This window comes from Mucilaginibacter myungsuensis (genome assembly GCF_015222005.1).
GTDB lineage: Bacteria > Bacteroidota > Bacteroidia > Sphingobacteriales > Sphingobacteriaceae > Mucilaginibacter > Mucilaginibacter myungsuensis.
The window spans coordinates 235,973-254,820 of record NZ_JADFFL010000001.1; the positions used below are offsets into that span (position 1 = coordinate 235,973).

Below are 18,848 nucleotides of genomic sequence, written 5' to 3' on the forward strand. Positions count from 1 at the left end.
TTTTATTGATGTGACCCTGTTTTATCTTTTAGTTAACGCATATTAGTGTTCAATAAGCGCGCCAAGAGGCTAAGATCAGTAAACAAATAATAATAAGAACGAATATGCCTGTTGCAAGCCTTAAAGCTACAATTAAACAGGCATACCGTCAATTAAAAACTGAGAATTGCACCGCTTGATGCCGGTAAAGCCAGATCAAGACCGTTAGCGATATCATCGGCCGCAAATTTGGCATCGCTTAAAGCATCTTTGAATGTGACTTTTCCCCCCAGGCCTAACCGCTCTTTTAAGTCGCCGGGGATACGGATATTAAGGTCGCGGTGGTCGCGGTTAAAGTTCACTACAACAAGCATACGCTGGTTTGATGTGTAGCGGATAAAACAATAAACCTTATCGTCAAAACCACGGCTATGCTGATTCTCCAGTATAAGTTCGTAGAAATCGCCCAGCTTTAACGCCTCATTTTCGCGGACGGCCAGCATCAATTTTTGATAGAAAAAGCGCAGGGCTTTCTCGCCACCTTCTAAAGTGCCGCCATCATATCTACCGCCGTTAACCCACTTTTGCAGGTTAGGTACACCCCAATAATCAAAAATAGTGGTACGGCCATCAGGTCCGCTAAAACCTTCGGAGCCGTTGGCAGGTTCGCCTACCTCCTGCCCCGAATAAACCATTACAGGACCTACAGATAAGGTCGCCGAAACGATCATGCCCGGGATAGCCAGCCAGGCATTACCTGCAAATGCTAGCGAGGCGATACGGTACTCATCATGGTTCTCCATAAAGCGCAGCATACGCTCGTCCATTCCGCGTGTGTCGTAATTCCACACTTTGTTTATCTCCCACACCGAACCTTCATTACGGGTAAGTCGGAAGATGGCATCGTACAAGCCACTTTTATCATACAGGTAATCGAACTTGCCATTAAAAAGGTAATTATGATACTCATTAATACTATATGCCTCGCCAATGAATAACAAGCCCGGGAATTCAGCTTTTAATTTTCCGATAACCCAGCCCCAAAACTCCATCGGCACATACTCCACCATATCGCAACGGAAGGCATTAATGCCCATGGACGCCCAATAGTGCAGGATATCGTACATTTTTGTCCACACTGATGGCAGCGGGTCAAAATGTAATTGCCAGCCATTTTGGTAGTCGACACCGTAGTTCAACTTGATAGTCTCGAACCAATTATTAATAGATGGCGAAGCACTATAAACGTTATCACCGGTAACTTTGGCCGGCACTTCATCAAACTTACCGTCTTTTAAAGGGTGCTGGTATCCATCGCCGCCCGGGTTATAGCCTTGCGGAGCAACGAAGGACTGTCCCGGCAAATAATAAAAATCGTTTTTGGGGTCGAAAGACTTACTTGTGTCATCCTGTTCGCCCAGATCAATAACGCCTTCAGGTTTAGCATCCGATTTGTAACTCCTTGCTACATGATTAGGCACAAAATCCATTATCACGAATAGTCCATTATCGTGCGTACGTTTGATCAGTGCCTGATATTCGGCCATGCGATTGTTCACGTCGACGGCAAGGTCGGGGTCAACATCGTAGTAATCTTTTATAGCATAAGGCGATCCGGCCCTTCCTTTGATCACGTCGGGATCATCATCGGGGATACCGAAAGCTGCGTGGCTGGTCATGGTGGCGTGCTCAATAACTCCTGTGTACCAAACGTGGGTAAAACCCATTGAACGAAGCTCTTGCAGGGCTTTATCGGTAATATCGTTGAACTTGCCTACGCCGTTCTCTTCTACCGATCCGTAAAATTTATTGGTTGTGTTGGTGTTACCGAACAGACGGGGTAGTGTCTGATAGATCACTAATTTATGATCGGGGAAGGATGTTGCCATTAGTTTGATATGCTGCTACCGCGGTAGCATGAATAAAACGATTGAACTTGATGCGATATTAAATAAAAAACCGCGTTTATAGAACAACTTAAGGCTATTTTGTTTGACAGGCATCTACCGATCAAAAAAAATGCCCTGCCTCTAAATGGAGACAGGGCATTATGTGCATTAGACTAAACTTAGTTTGCGAAGATACCCTCTGCCCCACCGGCAACGGTCTGTTCTTTACCGTAGACTAACAGATCAATATTCTGATCGGACAGGTTCTGAACTTTTACGCCATCTTTGCTCACGGTCACTTTTATAGTGATACCACGGAAACCGATATGGAACGAGAATGAGGCCCATTTTTCAGGCAGGAATGGTTGGAATGACAGTTTATCTTCACGCATTCGCATGCCGCCAAAGCCTTCTACAACCGACATCCAGGTACCTGCCATGGATGTGATGTGGCAGCCGTCCTCAGTATCGTTGTTGTAATCGTCCAGATCCAAGCGCGATGTCCGCAGGTAGAACTCGTACGCACGTTTCTCGTCACCCAGTTTAGCCGCTAAGATAGAGTGTACGCATGGAGACAATGAAGACTCATGTACCGTACGTGGCTCGTAGTAATCAAAATTTCTTTTGATGGTATCTATATCGTATTGGTCTTCAAAGAAATATATGCCTTGCAACACATCAGCCTGTTTGATATAACATGAACGTAAGATCCTGTCCCAACTCCATTTTTGGTTGATAGGGCGGTCGGTGGCAGGCAGATCTTTCACCAGGATCTGTTCTTTATCCAGGTAACCGTCTTGCTGTAAAAAGATCTGTTGCTTTTCATCGTACGGCAGATACATATTGGCGATGATATGCTTAAAACGTTCGCCTTCGGTAATGATATCAAAGTTGATCTTAGCCACCAACGCTTCATATTTAGCGTTGTCTATGGACTTTACCTTTTCAATAACTTCTAACGCATATTCCATACACCAAACCGCCAACGTACTGGTGTACCAGTTGTTGTTGATATTATTCTCGTACTCGTTAGGGCCTGTTACACCCAGCATCACGTACTGTTGCTTATCTTCAGACCAATTAACACGCTGCGACCAGAAGCGGGCAATAGCCAGTAATACTTCCAGACCGTAATCTGCCAGATAAGCTTCGTCGCCAGTGTAACGGACATAATTATATATCGCGAAAGCAATAGCGCCGTTACGGTGGATCTCCTCGAAAGTGATCTCCCATTCGTTATGGCATTCGGTACCATCCATGGTTACCATTGGGTAAAGGGCCGCACCATTTTTGAAGCCCAACAGAGCAGCATTTTCTATCGCTTTTCCTAATTGTTTATAGCGGTATAGTAACAAATTACGGGTTACGCGTTGCTCTGCGGTCGACAGATAGAATGGCACACAATAGGCCTCAGTATCCCAATAAGTAGAACCTCCGTATTTCTCGCCGGTAAAACCTTTCGGACCGATATTCAAGCGGTCGTCCTCGCCGGTATATGTTTGATTCAGTTGGAATATATTGAAACGGATAGCTTGTTGTGCCGATACATCGCCGTCGATAATGATATCGTTCAGTTCCCATTTTTTTGCCCAGGCTTCGGCTTGTTCGGCCATCATGGTGTCGAAACCTTTTGCCGATATCTTGTCCAGAACGGCATAGGTTAATTCTGCTAACTGATCAGACGGATGATTTTGTGACGACAAGTTAGCGGCATACTTGTATAGGGTAACCGTTTGCCCCTCGCCTGCTTTTAATTTCACTACTGTACCAACATATTTCTCTTTATCTATTGGCTCAGCTATTATTTCAGCAGCATTACCATCTAAAGTAAGGTTGAATTTCATACCGGTAGCGACCTCAAAGCCGGTCTTTTTGGTACGCATCTGCACATAACCGCCATCTTGCTTGGCTTCTTTACTTACCTCGTCCCAAAACTTTTCGTCGTAGTTAGAGTCCTGATTTTTAACGTCGCCATCTATAGATGGGGTAATTGTTAGCTCGCCTGAAAAATTGATGGGTTTGATACTGTATTTAATAGCACCGGTCTCGTCATCGGCCATGCTGCAAAAACGGATCGCCTCTACTTCAACTATCTTGCCCGATGCGGTCTTGGCAGTAAAGTTCCTTTTCAGGTAACCATCCTTCATATTCAACTCGCGACGGAACTCGCTTACCTCACATTTGGCCAGATCAAGCTGCTCACCGTCTAACTGAACATCGATACCCACCCAATTGGCGGCATTCAAAACTTTAGCAAAGTATTCGGGATAGCCGTTCTTCCACCACCCTACGCGGGTTTTATCAGGATAATAAACACCTGCAACATAGTTACCTAAAAGCGATTCGCCGCTGTAGGCTTCCTCAAAATTGGCGCGCTGGCCCATACGGCCGTTGCCCAAACTGAAGATACTCTCGGATACTTTATGTACATGCGGATCAAAGCCTTCTTCAATGATCTTCCACTCGTCAATTTTTATATAGTCTTTCATTTCTTATTATTCGGTTCTGTCTGGCATTATGATCATTAAACCACAAAGAACACAAAGGTTCTCACAAAGGCCTTGTTAGCTAAAAGATCTTTGTGTTACGATTCTTTTCTTTGTGTCTTTTGTGGTTAGATCGCTACTTTTTATTGGTGCCGTAAAGATGCAAAGCATTTTATCGATCTGAACATCCGATACACTAAGCTCAATTATTTTTTAAACTTTTTGTAAAACAATAAAGCGCTAATAAGTTGTTTAATAGCGCTTTACTAAAGTTAAAGAACGATTTTTTTGAGAAAAAATTTAAAGGATATTGATGACCAACAGCCCTCCTTATCTTCCATGCAATGCCGGATATTATAGCGTATCCAACAGATCTAAGGTCATTTTGTCCAATCCGGTCAGTACAATATCTGCCTTTGTTAATACCTCAGGCTGGCCGATGCCAACTACCTTCATTCCGCCGTTCTTACCGGCCTCAACCCCGGCAATTGCATCCTCGAATACCACACATTCTGATGGCTCAACACCCAACTCAGCCGCGCCTTTAATAAATACTTCCGGATCAGGCTTGGCGGCAGATACTTTGTTGCCGTCAACTATCGCATCGAAAAGGTCTGTGATACCTACTTTATCCAATATCATCATCGAATTTTTACTGGCCGATCCAAGCGCGGTCTTTAGTCCGGCATCACGACAAGCTATTAAAAACTCTTTAGCGCCCGGTAATATCTCGTCAGGTGTCATCTTGCCGATCATATCTACATACCAGGTATTTTTAAGGGTAGCCAATTCCTCCCGCTCTGCTTCTGCTTTGGTTACGCCGCCTATAGCCAAAATGATCTCTAACGAGCGTACACGGCTTACACCCTTCAACTGTTCATTGTCGTGTTCGGTAAAATCAAATCCCAACTGGTTGGCCAGTCGTTTCCAGGCTTGGTAATGGTAAACGGCGGTGTCGACTATCACACCGTCCAGATCAAAAATACATGCTTTTATTTTGCTCATAACTGTACGTGGCGAAAGGTACAAATTAGACGGATAAGGTGTCGGCTTTGTTTAAAAAAGATATATCAGCACAATTATCGCCAAAACAAAAACTCCCGTCTTTGGGGTCACAAAGTACGGGAGTTGGGTTTATAAAGATCGGTATTATTAAAGTATATAGTACACGCTCTCTTTATCCTGATCACTTTTGCTATTCAAGCCAATTTCTGGACTATCGTTCATCATTTGTTTCAGGTCGCGTTCGATAGTTTGAGATATCGCCGTAGTTGGTGTATCGGTCGGTTTGTTCTCGAAAGGATCTTGCAGATGGATGGCCATTTTCTCTACCAGTAAAAAGGCAGCGGCAATAGCTATGATCAGCGGAACCTCGAACATGCCGAAATACTCGATCAAACCAAAAGGCAATAGCGCAATGAAAAGGTACAAGCAAAAATGGATGTACAAACTATACGTAACCGGGAATACCGTGTTTTTGATACGCTCGCATTTCCCCATAGCATCGCAAAGGCGGTTGATCGTACCATCTATCTGCACTTGCTGATAGTCGTTCAGCCAGCCATTGCGATGAGCCAGACGCAGATCCATGCCGTGCAGTTTTAAAAGCGCGTTAGGCATATTGCTGAATCGGCGAGTAAATTTCACCTCTTCATCAACCAAAAAATCGATAGAGCGGATGTAGGCATTCTGCCCGCGCAAGCTTTGGCTTAAGCTATAGCACCAGGCTATTTGCCTGTTCAGGAAACGTTTTTTAAAGGTCTCTATTTCTTCAGAGCCATCATTCATGCCTAAAAAGGTGGTCATCTCGCGGGCCAGTGATCGCGAATCGTTCACTATAGCGCCCCATATACCGCGGGCCTCCCACCATCTATCGTAGGCCTGGTTAGACCTGAACGCAAGCAGCAGCGAAATGATAGTAGCGAGAATGGCCGGCACGGCAATAGGGATAGATATACGCAGACTTGGAAAAAATTGATGAAAAAGCGCTATGATGATACCATAGGCGGCAACCAATATCAACTCGCCCTTTATCTTTCCAACTACGTAGTTTACCGGAATATTTTTTTTGAGTAACATAGCGTTTAGCTTTAAAGGTTAAACATTAAACCAGTTAAACTTCTTCTAACTCCTCTACCTGAGGAGCTGCCACGCGAGCAGCTACAGTAACCACCGGCACCATTACGGCCGATACCTCAATTACAGGATATTTACATTTTTGGATCAGCAATTCGGGATCCACACTGTAGCGGTTAAGTTTATTGTAAGTATGATCTTTCACGCTTACAACACTCTCGATATCCTTAGCTTCTAAAAAGTTTTTAAATACCGCCACCGTGCTTCCGTAGAAGAACTCGTAGCTCACATTCACTAACTGATCTTTCTTCAATCGTTTAAGGTTGCCCAACTGATCTTCAAATTCTTGCGTGATGTGCTGGTACTCGCTTGCGCGGCGGGACAGCATTAATAATTCGGTAATACTGTCAGACACTTGCATAAAGTGCACCATCGAGATATTAAATTTTTGATCGGGGTGCTTATGCAGCAAATTATTTATGGCGGTAAGCGATGCCAAACTAAAATCGGTCGGGACCAGGATGTTCTTTGTTTTCATAGCGATACTCCTTATATTTGTTTTACTATTGTTGTTATGATACAATAGTAGGTACCGCTGATTAAGAACTCATAAGAGCGAGATTAAGATCCGATTAGAATTTCACCTTTTGGGATGATACGCGGGGAGCGCAATGCGGATGTCCGCACCCATATTCACTTTTGATATTATTGCAATAGTACCCTTGTGTAACCTGATGATATTCAGTGCCAAAGGCAAACCTACGCCATGACCGTCGAATTTACCGGTGTTAGATGCCCTGAAAAATGGCTCGAAGATATGCTGGATATCTTCTTCTGGAATACCGATACCCTGATCTTTCACACTGATCACTACCCTGCCCTTCTCGGTAAACAGTTTAATGATCACTGCTTTATTATCAGAGTATTTACAAGCATTAAGTACGATATTGCTGATGGCCAGTTTAAGCAGATGAACATTACCCAATAGCGTAATAGTATCAACATCCTCGGGCAGTTCAGAAAGATCTACGGTGATGTTGTTGGCCGCCACAATGTGATCTGCCGCTTTCTTGATATCCCAAACCAACTCATCCGCACGTATAGGTTCCCAATTTTGCTTCTTCCCGTCGAAGCCGGTTTGGGCTAAGCCAAGCAGACTGGTGATCATATCCTGCAAACTTTTAGCGCCTTTAAGTATCTCAGAAAGAGCTTGCTTGTTGACGGTATCATCAGGCGAGACGTGCTTTAGGGCCAGCTCGGCCTCGCCTTTGATAATTGATAGTGGCGTACGCAACTCGTGCGACGCATTACTGACAAAGTTATTTTGGGTCTCGAAAGCCGTCTCCAGACGGTTGAGCATATCGTTAAAGGTTCGGGTAAGTTCGGCTATCTCGTCGTTACCGTCGCTACCGTCTAAGCGCAAGTGCAGGTTGTTGGCTGTAATGGTGTTTACCTTTTTTATAATGTTACGTACAGGCTTAAAGGTATGGAAGGAAAAACGTGTACCTATAATATAAACCAGCACCAATAGCACCACAAAGCCTACTATAAGTATCTTCTCCAGGTTATCCAGTTCTTTTAATCCGTACGGATCTTTAGCCGATACCACAAAGATCAGGTCACCCTCGGTCAACCGCACTACCTTCCCGGCGTAAAAAGTGTTGTTAGTTTTATAGCGGGACTTACCGTCGGCCAAAATATTATCCAGGAAATTTTCGGGAATAGCATCGAACTTATGCGTGAGCCTGTCCGCAGGTTTAATAATGTATTGACTTTCACTGGGTAAGCGTTCCAAAAAACGCTGGCGCATGTCCTTAACCGCGCCGGCACTATCCAGATCTTTGGTTTGATAAACGTCGGCTGCAATGTTTACCCTCGCTTCCAGTCGTTTATAAAAATCCTCGAAGTTGAATTGATGCTCGAAATAAAAGACAGCTGCGCTAAAAAGAATGATCACCCCCGATGTTAGGGCAAAAAACAGCCAGGCAACTTTCTTTTGTATGGTCATTTATTGGGCCGGCTCCTTTAATATGTAGCCCATTCCAACCACGGTGTGGATCAGCTTAACATCATGATCCTTATCTAATTTTTTGCGCAGATAGTTAATGTAAACATCCACAACATTGGTGCCCATATTAAAATCGATATCCCAAACATGCTCCAATATCTCAATGCGCGACATCATCCGGTTCCTGTTCTTCACCAAAAACTCGATCAGACGGTATTCGGTAGCAGTAAGTTCGATCACGGCACCACCACGGCGCACCGAGCGCTCATCCTGATTGATCACCAGATCAGCTACTTGCAGGGTGCTTACCGGCTTGCCACCATTACGCCTGCGCGTGAGAGTGCGGATACGGGCATTCAATTCCTCTAAACTGAAGGGCTTAACCATGTAATCGTCGGCACCACTATCCAAGCCTACAACAATGTTATCAGTAGTACCTAAAGCGGTCAGCATCAATACGGGAGCCTGGCTATCAGCCTTACGCAGGTTGCGGCAAACCTCTATCCCGTTCATGCCGGGTAGCATCACATCTAAAATGATCAGTGCTGGGTCTATCTTCATGGCCATCTGCAAACCGGTGTTGCCGTCCATCGCTACACTTACCTGATAGCCTTCGGCACCAAGATCACGTTGTATAATGGATGCTAAGCGGGGTTCGTCTTCAATTAACAAGATCTTCATGCTCTCTCAAATATATTTAGTGCATAACAAAAATATGTTTAAACTGTTATTTTCAAACAGTCATGGGTCACATTTTTATTTACATGATTTGAATTTTGCAAATAATGGATCGATTAGCGCAAACGCTCGCCTCCTTAACCGCTATACCTTTGTATCAACAAAAAACAAATAAAAAATGAATACCACAAGTAAAATAGCATTAGTAACGGGCGGCAGCCGCGGTTTAGGAAAAAACATGGCATTGAGCCTGGCCAAGAAGGGAATTAACGTGATCCTGACCTACCACAGCCAAAAAGATGAAGCCCTTAAGGTAGCAAGCGAAATAGAAGCAATTGGCCAAAATGCAGCCGTGTTGCAACTGGATAGCGGCAATGTAAGTAGCTTCAATGATTTCTTTTTGCAAGTTAAGGCTATATTAAAAGACACCTTTAACGCGGATGGTTTTGACTTCTTGATCAACAATGCCGGTATAGGTATCAACGCTCCTATTGCCGACACTACCGAAGAGCAATTTGACACTCTTGTAAACATCCACTTTAAAGGTGTCTACTTCCTTACCCAACAAGCATTGCCGGTAATTAAAGATGGTGGCCGTATCATCAACCTGTCTTCGGGTTTGGCCCGTTTCACTATGCCGGGTTATTCGGCCTATGCAGCTATGAAAGGAGCTATCGAAACACTATCCCGTTATCAGGCCTTAGAATTAGGCAAACGTGGTATAGCTGTGAACATTGTAGCCCCCGGCGCTATCGAGACCGACTTTGGCGGTGGTGTAGTGCGCGATAACGAGCATATCAACAAACATATCGCCGGTATAACCGCTCTTGGCCGCGTTGGTTTGCCGGATGATATTGGCGGTGTTGTTGCTTTCCTTTGTACAGACGAAGCTCGTTGGATCAACGGTCAGCGTATCGAGGTATCGGGTGGTATCAACCTGTAATTGATAATAAAACCGAGTCTGGAGCTTGTCGAAGGGCGGCGTGTTGGGATCACAGCAATGCATAGCAGCCATTTGCATAGTGGTGATCCCTGCGCACCATAGTTCGGCAAGCTCACTATGACGCCTTATTAACAACAACATCATGGACAACATCGTGAAGGATCTTTGAGAATAGCACCAATGAGCTGCTAACCCGCTCTGCTGAGTTACAGATCCTTCGCTATGCTCCGGGGTGACAAAATTCTATATCTATCTAAAGTTATCATCCACTTGCCGGGTAGTAACATTATACCGCCTAACGATCAATCTATTATCTCCATCTTTATTAAAGTAATTGATGGCCCAACTAATAAACACGATCACCTTGTTACTGAATCCCGCCAGTGACATCAAGTGGACGAACAGCCACAACACCCAGGCAAAAAATCCCTGAAAATGCAATTTACCAATATCCGCCACGGCATGGTTACGACCAACTGTAGCCATGGATCCTTTGTCGTTATATTTAAATGGCACAAGCACTTCTCTGTTGATCAGCCTGAGCAAATTTTGCGCTAAATGTTTACCCTGTTGGATCGCAACCTGTGCCACACCCGGCAATCCTTCGGGTAATTCATCTGTGATCATAGCCGATACATCGCCAATGGCAAATACATTATTGTAAGAGTTCACCCGATTGACACCATCAACTTTGATCTTGCCACCGCGTGCGATTGGTGCATCGGTCAATCCGCCGGGCATCTCCCCCTTTACACCGGCCGCCCAAAATACATTGCGGGTTTTAATGACCGTTCCGTCGTCTATGGTGCACGTAAGGCCATCGTAATGTTCAACATGCACGTTGTTTTTGATCATGACACCCAAGCTTAATAGAAAGTCCTTAGCTTTTTTTGATGCCCCGTCGGACATGGCTGCTAGTAGGTCGGCTTTGCCTTCGGCGAGGTAAACCCGCATGTCATCCAAACACAGGCCCGGGTGGTCTTTGCAAAGGGTGTGCATACGCATTTCGGCCAACGCGCCGGACAGTTCCACACCGGTCGGACCGCCGCCTACTACTACAAAAGTGAGGAGTGCTTGCCGTTCTTCCTGGTCGGTGGTCACCATGGCTTTTTCCAAATTTTGTAGAACCAAACTGCGCAAGTTCAACGCCTCGGGCAGGTTCTTCATGGGCATGGTGTTACGCTCTAACTCCTCGCTGCCGAAAAAGTTGGTGGTAGCGCCGGTGGCTAATATCAGATAGTCGTATTTGATCGGGCCGACCTCGGTTTCTAAAGTATTATTCTGATGGTCGACTTTATTGACCGATGCCATCACGAAAGTAAAATTCTTTTGCCCGGCAAAGATGCGCCGAATAGGAAAAGCTACCGAATCGCCTTCGATAGCTCCCATAGCCACCTGATATAACAGGGGCTGGAAAGTGTGATAATTATGTTTATCCAGCAGCAATACCTCGGCCTTGGCCTTCTTTAGATTTTTTGCTACCTGTATACCGCCAAAGCCCCCGCCAATAATAACAATGCGAGGGGTGCCGGGTTTGGTTGTTGTAAAATCCATAGGGTCAGTTAACGACTTATGCCGTAATGTTGTACCCTAAATAAAGCAGATCTTTAGCTAATGTTTTGGATAAACTTTAAAATTAAATTTAGATGGATCAGTTTTTATTATTGGAGCCCTGTCTCGAATTCCATACGTGAGCTCCCATCTTCTGGTAATTAAAAGCCAAAGAGTCTGAAATGATCGTTGTGGTATCTCCCTTACCTCTCAATGTTGCAAATATTCTTTTGCTATCGTCGGCATCTTTGCTACCTCTGGCCGTAATGAGTTTTTTCTTATTATCGATGGTAACATGCTCTGCAGTTATAGTCATCTCGCCTATTTTTAAGTCGACGCCACCGTAAAGCTGAATGTGATCTTTATCTTTTTTAACCGATGACCCCGCTTTTAATACATAGATGTCTTTCATGGTCAGCGGGCGTTTTGCAGCGGCAGCTTTATTATCCGCCTTCACGTAAAACTTAGGGAACAAAGTTGGCTCCTGTATCCCATGGCTTTTGATATCATCAGATATGGCTACCCAATTTACCTGGTAGGTTTTAGCGCCGGTCTTCTTTTCGCCAACAAAACGTAGGCGTACGTGGTCGTCGTCGGATAACGAATTCATGTCCGGGCCATCAGGCTTAAAATTGATATTAAATCGGTAGCCATTAACGGTCTCTACTACAGCAGTTTTCCATTTTCCATTGGCGTACTTGGTGATCTTGGTAAGTTGGCCATCTGTAAAACGTACTTTATTAGCTTCGTAAAGGAACGGATAGGCCGGTATTTTTCCCGCCTCGGCTAACTCGAATACCTTTTTGTCATCTTTGATGATATAAGAAGGCCAGATCTCAATATATTTAAATTCTTTACCGATGGTCTCACCAAAGGATTTCAATTTCAAAACGTCGCCCACTTTAAGAATGTTGGCTAATTGTTTTTGCTGGGCGCGCCCCGTCGCAATAAAATACTCCTGACCGGCGTGGTCAAATGTCAAACCTTTATTGCCACGGTTATCGGTCGCATTAGCTTTGATCTTTACGGTAACTTCGCCCGCTTTATGAAACTCGTCTATCGATTTCTTTTTTATCTTGAAATCATCGGACTTACGATAAGCATCCTCTTTCTCACGTGCTGCTTCGCCCGCCGGGCTAAGTTTCTGGCGATACTTGTTGGTATCGATCACAGGCTCTTGTGCAGCGTCCTTAAAATCTTTACCAGCGCTATATAACATCTCACCGCCTTTATAAATACTTTCTGGCTTTAGTTGCAACGGTTCGCTGATCTTCATTTCCATCAGTCCCTTAGCTTTAGGCTCGAAATCTATGATAAAGGTCTGGACTTTAATAGAAAGCTCATCCCCTACTTTAAGATCAGGCATCTGAGGAAGGTTGAAGTGCAAGATCTGATACGGATACCCTTCATATTTAACTTTTAACAGGTCAAGCTTACCATCATTAAATTCCAGATCCGTAACTTTAACTTTGATGGTTTTGTCCACAAAGGCATGCGATCTTTTATAATAATCCGTCTTTTTAAAGTCCTCGATGACCTTGGGTAATTCAAGCTTCTTCAGCTTCTGAGGTCTGTCGATCACATTGTGTGCCTTCTCACTTTTCTTTAAGCTGGCAAAGGCCAGCGAGCTGATCAGTACCACGGGTACGAACAGCAGGTAGATCACTTTTTTCATATTGGTTGTCGGTTTAATAAATAACATAGTGATGCGCTTTTTAAGCGGCACTTTACTAAAGTTGTGATAGAGTATGCCATTGCCGGCGACCGACAAATGTAGCAGCAGGTTAGCGTAGTTCTGTTTGTCGGTATCGTTCGCTACCGCATGGTCTACCTCAAACTCGTGGTTCTCTTCCACCGAGCGTGCATACAGATAAATGAACGGGTTGAACCACAATATGATCTGTGCAAGTTTCACGATAATCCTATCGGCAGAGTGGTACAACTTCACGTGCATCATCTCGTGTGCGATGATCTGCCGGATCTCGTCAGCACTTAGCTCGCCCTCGTTCACAAAAATATAGTTAAGGAAAGAGCCGTTACTGACCTTGTTGTTGCCGCTCAAAATGTTCACATTGCCAAGTTTGCTTATCTGTTTGCCTTTCAACCGCTTGAAAAAAGCCAATAGCGTAATCAGTAAGTGCACACTTAGTGCTGCTACCGCGATATAATATGTGTAGCGTAAAACGTCTTGCCATTTTACTGGCTTACTTATGGTCGCCTCGTCGACTGTCAGGGTAAACACAGTTGGTTCGGCTGGTTGCGGAGCGTAGTTGTAAACCACTTGCTCCACAACCCCGGTATAAGGTTTAGGTTCGTTAATATCAATCTTGATCAGCGGGATCAGGAAACTCAGTATCACCGTTGATAGCAAATACCATCTATTGATGGAAAAGAACGTCAACTTGCGCAAGAACGCGTAATAGAACAGGTAGAAAACCGCTGTGCAGCCGGTCACCTGTGCCAGGTAAATGATCATGTTCATGATTTTTTGCTTTGGCTAATAATGTCCTTTATCTTATTCACGTCCTCTTCGCTCAGTTGCTCCTCTTTAACCATAAAACTGAAAAGGCTTTCGGCCGAGTTATCGAAATAACCCGAGAAGAACTTCTTGAAAGACGATTTGCGGTAGTCGCTTTTACTGATAGCCGGGAAATACTCGTAGGTCTTGCCATAAGCTTTATAATCCACGTACCCTTTCTTTTCCAAAAGTCTTACAACAGACGATATGGTGTTGTAGGGCGGCTTAGGATCATCGGGCAATTCATCGATGATATCCTTCACAAAGGCTGTTTTTAATCGCCACAAAATGTGCATTACGCGTTCTTCGGTCTTGGTTAGCTCTTCCATAACTCAAACTTAAAACTTACTTTTCAGTTTTACAACTATTTTATACGTTTTAAAACGTATTTATCAGTTTTATAAGTTAAAAAACTGATAATCAACATATATAAATTATAATTGCAAAGAACACGAGACTTTCGCAAAGGACTTAACGGGCATTGTAGTCAACTAAAAAGTAATCATATCGACTAATATCTTTATGTTCTTTGTGTCTTGTGCCTTACCCGAGATCCTTTGTGGACTTTGTGGTTAAACTCACCCGCCTCCGCCCCATACTCTACCAATTCAGTAGTTTAATTTCACATTTACGACGGATGTTTACCCGCGTTTACCTATTTTCGCAAAATTTCAATTGCGCATGCTACCTCTCTATGTGATCAAGATCGGCGGGAACGTCATCGATAATTCTGAAGCTTTACATCGTTTCTTGGAGACCTTTACCAAACTGAAGGGCCATAAGATATTGGTGCACGGCGGCGGTAAGGTAGCTACTAAACTAGCGGAAGATCTGGGTATAGAGTCGCAATTGGTAGATGGCCGTCGCATTACCGACATTGAGACATTGCGTGTGGTGACCATGGTTTACGGCGGATTGATCAGCAAAAATATCACCGCGCAACTACAACGTTACGGCACCAACGCCATTGGCCTTACCGGTGCTGACGGCAATTTTATTAAAGGCAAAAAACGCCCGGTAAAAACTATCGATTACGGCTACGTAGGCGACCTTGACGATAACTCGGTCAACGCCAAAGGTATCAGCGACCTGCTGAATGCCGGCTTCACCCCTGTCTTTGCGGCTTTAAGTCACGATGGAGAAGGTCAGCTTTTGAATACAAATGCAGATACCATAGCCTCAGCACTGGCGGTCGGCCTTTCATCTTTATATCAAACTACCCTCATCTACTGCTTCGAAAAGAAAGGCGTATTACAGGATATAGACGACCCGGAGTCATTAGTTAGGGATATCAATCCCGAGCGTTACGACGAGCTTAAAGCAGCCGGTATCATCCACAGCGGGATGCTACCTAAGTTGGATAATGCGTTCAAAGCGATAGATATGGGCGTACAAGCAGTTATCATTGGTCATGCCGATGATCTGAGACAAACTAACGAGGGCGGTACTTTTGGTACACGATTAAGCAAATAACAACATGAACACACAAGCAATTGCCATTTTAGGCAGCGGAAATATAGGCCTGTCATTGGCCAAAGGATTAGTTAAAGCAGGCATTTATCAGCCCGAGCAGATCGCGTTAACGCGCCGTAACATATCAGCCTTATCAATTTTAAAAGAACAAGGTTACATCACTACATCTAACAATGCTGAAGCCGTGGCCAATGCTACGATCATCGTGTTAGCCATCCTTCCGCAACAATTGAATAAGTTACTGGACGAGATCAAACCGTCTATCGACCCAAGCAAACACCTGCTGATATCTGTAGTATCCGGCGTAAGCTGCCAGGATGTGCGCGAGCATTTAGGTTTGGATGTACAGGTGGTCCGCGCAATGCCTAATACGGCTATCGCCATTGGCCACTCTATGACCTGTATCGCAACCGATACAGCTTCGGACGCTAACATTAGTTTGGTCACTTCATTGTTCGATACCGTTGGGGTGAGCATCCGAATTAATGAGGAACTGATGACATCGGCAACTGCGCTTTGCGCTTGCGGCATCGCCTTCTTTTTAAGATCGATACGTGCTGCTTCGCAAGGTGGTACCGAGATAGGTTTCCATGCGCACGATGCATTAAAAATGGCTGCGCAAACTGCCAAAGGTGCCGCCGATCTTCTTTTACAATTAGCATCGCACCCCGAGCAAGAGATCGATAAGGTAACATCTCCAAAGGGATGTACTATTGCCGGCCTGAACGAAATGGAGCATAACGGTTTCAGCTCGGCCATGATCAAGGGGATCAAAACATCTGCGGAGAAAGCAGGCATTCTGTACAAGCAGTCGTAGGCTGCTTTGTCGAAATGGTAAGCCACCCTGCCGAAATGAAAATTAATTAAGATATTTGCGCTCCCGAATAAAAACTAAAATAATAATTACCAATAGCTTAGGCAGCGCGGTCTTTTCAGGGCAAGTGTTTTGCTAAGCAAGGGTAAATGAATAATAACATGCTCACAGTAGAAAAAATAGGCGGCACGTCAATGAGTGCCCTTAAGAACGTAATTGATAACATCATCCTTTTTAATCGCACCGGCGACGAATTGTATAACCGCATTTTTGTGGTGTCGGCATTCTCGGGCGTAACTAATTTACTATTAGAGAATAAAAAGACCGCCGAGCCGGGCGTTTACCACCGTCTTGCGCAGATGCAGGATTTTCATAAACCACTTATCGATCTGGTGGCCAAATTGAAAGAGATCAACACACAATATGTTGACCTTGGTTTGAACTTGGCTGCTGCTGATGAGTTTATCGAAAAACATGTTGCTGATGCTCAAAAATACTTGGAGAACCTGTCTAACATATTGGCTTCAGGCTATGTAAGTAGAGACAATATTTTACAAGCAGCCCGCGAAATATTGGCGTCCATCGGCGAAAGCCACTCTGCCTGGAATTTTACTAATATTCTGCAAAACATGGGCATCAATGCCACATTGGTCGACCTGAGTGGTTTGCACGATAATCGTCCGTTTACCATTGATCAACGCATTAAACATGCGTTTGACGGTATCGAATTAGCCAAAACCATTTGCATTGTGACCGGCTATGTTAAAGGTACCGAAGGCATTATGCGGGAGTTTGACCGCGGTTACAGCGAGGTTACTTTCAGCAAGATCGCCGAGGAGTTGAAACCGACCGAAGCGATCATTCATAAAGAATATCACCTGTCTACAGCCGATCCGGGTATTGTCGGTATCGAGAACTGCCATCCGGTAGGTAATACCAATTACGATATCGCCGATCAATTAGCTGATGTGGGTATGGAAGCCATTCACCCTAAGGCATCAAAACCACTGGAGATAAATGGAATCAACCTGCGTATCAAAAACACTTTCGAGCCTGCTCATCAAGGTACGCTGATCACCAAGGATTTCATTTGCGAGACCAAACGAGTAGAAGTAATCACTGGTACTGATAAACTGATCTTAATAGACGTTTACGACCCATTAATGGTAAGTAACGTTGGTACCGACTTAAAGATCATGCAGGTTTTCTTTGACCATAACGTAAGCTATATTTTCAAGGCAACGAGTGCAAATAGTATCTCAATAGTGATATGGGAACGTGACTTGAACGATGGCCTTATACAGGAACTGGAAGCAAACTTTGAGAAAATAGCTGTTGAGAAAACCGCTATGGTTTGCATGCTGGGCACCAATATGGATCAGCCGGGTTTATTGGCCCGCGCTGCCGCTGCCCTTACCGAGGCAGGCATCAACATCATGAGTGCAGGTTTTGCCCTGCGCAAAGTAAACATCCAGTTTTTGGTAGCGAGAGAGTCATTTAAGGACGCGGTGATCGCGCTGAACCGAGCGATGGCCAACTAATTTTGAATGCGAAATGCGGAATGCCAATTGCGAAATAATTAAGTAGGTAATTTACCTTCATTTCGAATTTGACATTTCGCATTTCGATATCCTTAAAACCAATTTCGCAATTGGCATTCCGCATTTCGACTTCCTTTAGATCTTCTCCGTTAAATGCCGCCAATACCGTTTTGGTACATGCATTAAATGCAGCTTATTATTTTTCCTTGCGGGGATATTGACGCTTTTAAAATAATTCTTCCATAAAACCTGATACAGTTCTTCTCCCTCATCATAAGCGGAAACTACTTTAGTCGGCGTCACGTCTGAGAAATCCAGCGAAATATATTCCGTGTGATGCAAATTATAATGCACCCCATATTTTCGACGGGTATCATAAATGATCCATTGCTGATCGGCATATCGGTTCTTAAAATGACGAATGATCAGCGGCAGCACGTTAAAATCAGGTTCGATAGCTGCATAAAATGTTTCATCTTTTAATTTTTGGAAACGGATAAAAGCTTCCATCCGGTGCTTCTCGCGGCGTACCTTACGGACCAGTTCAGATACACGCATTACGTATTTATTGCCGTAATCTTCCTCGATATTCTGCCCTGCATCAAAAACGTAACGGATATAACCTAATAACATGTTATCCTCATTCTCAAATTCGGCCAAATGCGCAGCATACAAACGTTGCAAGCCCATTCGGGACAGCTTCTGTTTCAAACCAGCCAATACCCGTTCCGCCCTTGCGTTGTCAGTTATCACTTGGATCACCTCGTCAAACAAAGCATCGGTTCGCCTCTCCCCTTTTTTCAGGTCGACATAGAGCAGGCGACGTTCATACACTTCGAACGCGGCAGTAAGTAGCCCTTCAAAGCTACCGTCATATATCAACGTTGTCATA

Annotated in this window: 15 protein-coding genes; 4 read left to right on the plus strand and 11 right to left on the minus strand. The window is 44.4% G+C overall.

Annotated elements, in window-relative coordinates:
• Nucleotides 1-152 precede the first annotated feature (152 nt).
• The 7 genes from IRJ16_RS01035 to IRJ16_RS01065 form a co-directional block, all read right to left on the minus strand.
• Nucleotides 153-1,868 carry an alpha-amylase family protein gene (locus IRJ16_RS01035; RefSeq protein WP_194109658.1) on the minus strand — a complete coding sequence of 572 codons (1,716 nt, stop codon included), beginning with the start codon at nt 1,866-1,868 and terminating at the stop codon, nt 153-155.
• A gap of 179 nt (nt 1,869-2,047) precedes the next feature.
• Nucleotides 2,048-4,357: a glycoside hydrolase family 65 protein gene (locus tag IRJ16_RS01040; protein ID WP_194109659.1), complete on the minus strand. Its 2,310-nt coding sequence runs from the start codon at nt 4,355-4,357 to the stop codon at nt 2,048-2,050.
• Nucleotides 4,358-4,708: 351 nt separating this feature from the next.
• Nucleotides 4,709-5,359 carry a beta-phosphoglucomutase gene (gene pgmB / locus IRJ16_RS01045; protein WP_194109660.1) on the minus strand — a complete coding sequence of 217 codons (651 nt, stop codon included), beginning with the start codon at nt 5,357-5,359 and terminating at the stop codon, nt 4,709-4,711.
• Between the two features lie 147 nt (nt 5,360-5,506).
• Nucleotides 5,507-6,433 carry a bestrophin family protein gene (locus tag IRJ16_RS01050; protein WP_194109661.1) on the minus strand — a complete coding sequence of 309 codons (927 nt, stop codon included), beginning with the start codon at nt 6,431-6,433 and terminating at the stop codon, nt 5,507-5,509.
• A 34-nt stretch (nt 6,434-6,467) separates the two neighbouring features.
• Nucleotides 6,468-6,968, minus strand: coding sequence for a hypothetical protein (locus IRJ16_RS01055; protein ID WP_194109662.1), 501 nt, complete (start codon nt 6,966-6,968; stop codon nt 6,468-6,470).
• Between the two features lie 102 nt (nt 6,969-7,070).
• Nucleotides 7,071-8,438 (minus strand): sensor histidine kinase, encoded by a 1,368-nt coding sequence (locus IRJ16_RS01060; RefSeq protein WP_194109663.1) that lies wholly within the window; start codon nt 8,436-8,438, stop codon nt 7,071-7,073.
• On the minus strand, nt 8,439-9,119 hold the full coding sequence (locus tag IRJ16_RS01065) for a response regulator transcription factor (protein ID WP_194109664.1): 681 nt from the start codon (nt 9,117-9,119) through the stop codon (nt 8,439-8,441).
• Between the two features lie 175 nt (nt 9,120-9,294).
• Here IRJ16_RS01065 and IRJ16_RS01070 point away from each other — a divergent pair, with 175 nt between their 5' ends.
• The gene (locus IRJ16_RS01070) at nt 9,295-10,059 is read left to right on the plus strand and encodes an SDR family NAD(P)-dependent oxidoreductase (protein WP_194109665.1); all 765 of its coding nucleotides are present in this window, start codon (nt 9,295-9,297) and stop codon (nt 10,057-10,059) included.
• A 249-nt stretch (nt 10,060-10,308) separates the two neighbouring features.
• On the opposite strand, the gene IRJ16_RS01075 is transcribed toward IRJ16_RS01070, so the two are convergent.
• From IRJ16_RS01075 to IRJ16_RS01085, 3 genes are all read right to left on the minus strand, one after another.
• Entirely contained in the window at nt 10,309-11,613 is a 1,305-nt protein-coding gene (locus IRJ16_RS01075; RefSeq protein ID WP_194109666.1) for an NAD(P)/FAD-dependent oxidoreductase, read from the minus strand.
• A 97-nt stretch (nt 11,614-11,710) separates the two neighbouring features.
• Nucleotides 11,711-14,092 carry a M56 family metallopeptidase gene (locus IRJ16_RS01080; protein ID WP_194109667.1) on the minus strand — a complete coding sequence of 794 codons (2,382 nt, stop codon included), beginning with the start codon at nt 14,090-14,092 and terminating at the stop codon, nt 11,711-11,713.
• Nucleotides 14,089-14,457, minus strand: a complete 369-nt coding sequence (locus IRJ16_RS01085) for a BlaI/MecI/CopY family transcriptional regulator (RefSeq protein WP_194109668.1) — start codon at nt 14,455-14,457, stop codon at nt 14,089-14,091. Before IRJ16_RS01085 ends, IRJ16_RS01080 begins: the two co-directional genes overlap by 4 nt.
• Before the next feature lie 352 nt (nt 14,458-14,809).
• Between IRJ16_RS01085 and argB the strand changes: the two genes are divergently transcribed.
• From argB to IRJ16_RS01100, 3 genes are all read left to right on the plus strand, one after another.
• The gene (gene argB / locus IRJ16_RS01090) at nt 14,810-15,601 is read left to right on the plus strand and encodes an acetylglutamate kinase (RefSeq protein ID WP_194109669.1); all 792 of its coding nucleotides are present in this window, start codon (nt 14,810-14,812) and stop codon (nt 15,599-15,601) included.
• Between the two features lie 4 nt (nt 15,602-15,605).
• A complete protein-coding gene (gene proC / locus IRJ16_RS01095) occupies nt 15,606-16,418 on the plus strand; it encodes a pyrroline-5-carboxylate reductase (protein WP_194109670.1) in 813 nt (270 codons plus the stop codon).
• A 158-nt stretch (nt 16,419-16,576) separates the two neighbouring features.
• A complete protein-coding gene (locus IRJ16_RS01100; protein WP_194109671.1) occupies nt 16,577-17,956 on the plus strand; it encodes an aspartate kinase in 1,380 nt (459 codons plus the stop codon).
• 135 nt (nt 17,957-18,091) lie between these two features.
• Here the strand turns inward: IRJ16_RS01100 and IRJ16_RS01105 are convergent, their stop codons facing one another.
• Nucleotides 18,092-18,847: a TIGR03915 family putative DNA repair protein gene (locus tag IRJ16_RS01105; RefSeq protein ID WP_194109672.1), complete on the minus strand. Its 756-nt coding sequence runs from the start codon at nt 18,845-18,847 to the stop codon at nt 18,092-18,094.
• Nucleotide 18,848: the final 1 nt, after the last annotated feature.

What these genes read in the sequence shown, in the direction of transcription:
- IRJ16_RS01035 (WP_194109658.1), bottom strand. Translation starts at nt 1,868, where the DNA reads ATGGCAACATCCTTCCCCGATCATAAATTAGTGATCTATCAGACACTA.
- IRJ16_RS01040 (WP_194109659.1), bottom strand. Translation starts at nt 4,357, where the DNA reads ATGAAAGACTATATAAAAATTGACGAGTGGAAGATCATTGAAGAAGGC.
- pgmB (WP_194109660.1), bottom strand. Translation starts at nt 5,359, where the DNA reads ATGAGCAAAATAAAAGCATGTATTTTTGATCTGGACGGTGTGATAGTC.
- IRJ16_RS01050 (WP_194109661.1), bottom strand. Translation starts at nt 6,433, where the DNA reads ATGTTACTCAAAAAAAATATTCCGGTAAACTACGTAGTTGGAAAGATA.
- IRJ16_RS01055 (WP_194109662.1), bottom strand. Translation starts at nt 6,968, where the DNA reads ATGAAAACAAAGAACATCCTGGTCCCGACCGATTTTAGTTTGGCATCG.
- IRJ16_RS01060 (WP_194109663.1), bottom strand. Translation starts at nt 8,438, where the DNA reads ATGACCATACAAAAGAAAGTTGCCTGGCTGTTTTTTGCCCTAACATCG.
- IRJ16_RS01065 (WP_194109664.1), bottom strand. Translation starts at nt 9,119, where the DNA reads ATGAAGATCTTGTTAATTGAAGACGAACCCCGCTTAGCATCCATTATA.
- IRJ16_RS01070 (WP_194109665.1), top strand. Translation starts at nt 9,295, where the DNA reads ATGAATACCACAAGTAAAATAGCATTAGTAACGGGCGGCAGCCGCGGT.
- IRJ16_RS01075 (WP_194109666.1), bottom strand. Translation starts at nt 11,613, where the DNA reads ATGGATTTTACAACAACCAAACCCGGCACCCCTCGCATTGTTATTATT.
- IRJ16_RS01080 (WP_194109667.1), bottom strand. Translation starts at nt 14,092, where the DNA reads ATGAACATGATCATTTACCTGGCACAGGTGACCGGCTGCACAGCGGTT.
- IRJ16_RS01085 (WP_194109668.1), bottom strand. Translation starts at nt 14,457, where the DNA reads ATGGAAGAGCTAACCAAGACCGAAGAACGCGTAATGCACATTTTGTGG.
- argB (WP_194109669.1), top strand. Translation starts at nt 14,810, where the DNA reads ATGCTACCTCTCTATGTGATCAAGATCGGCGGGAACGTCATCGATAAT.
- proC (WP_194109670.1), top strand. Translation starts at nt 15,606, where the DNA reads ATGAACACACAAGCAATTGCCATTTTAGGCAGCGGAAATATAGGCCTG.
- IRJ16_RS01100 (WP_194109671.1), top strand. Translation starts at nt 16,577, where the DNA reads ATGCTCACAGTAGAAAAAATAGGCGGCACGTCAATGAGTGCCCTTAAG.
- IRJ16_RS01105 (WP_194109672.1), bottom strand. Translation starts at nt 18,847, where the DNA reads ATGACAACGTTGATATATGACGGTAGCTTTGAAGGGCTACTTACTGCC.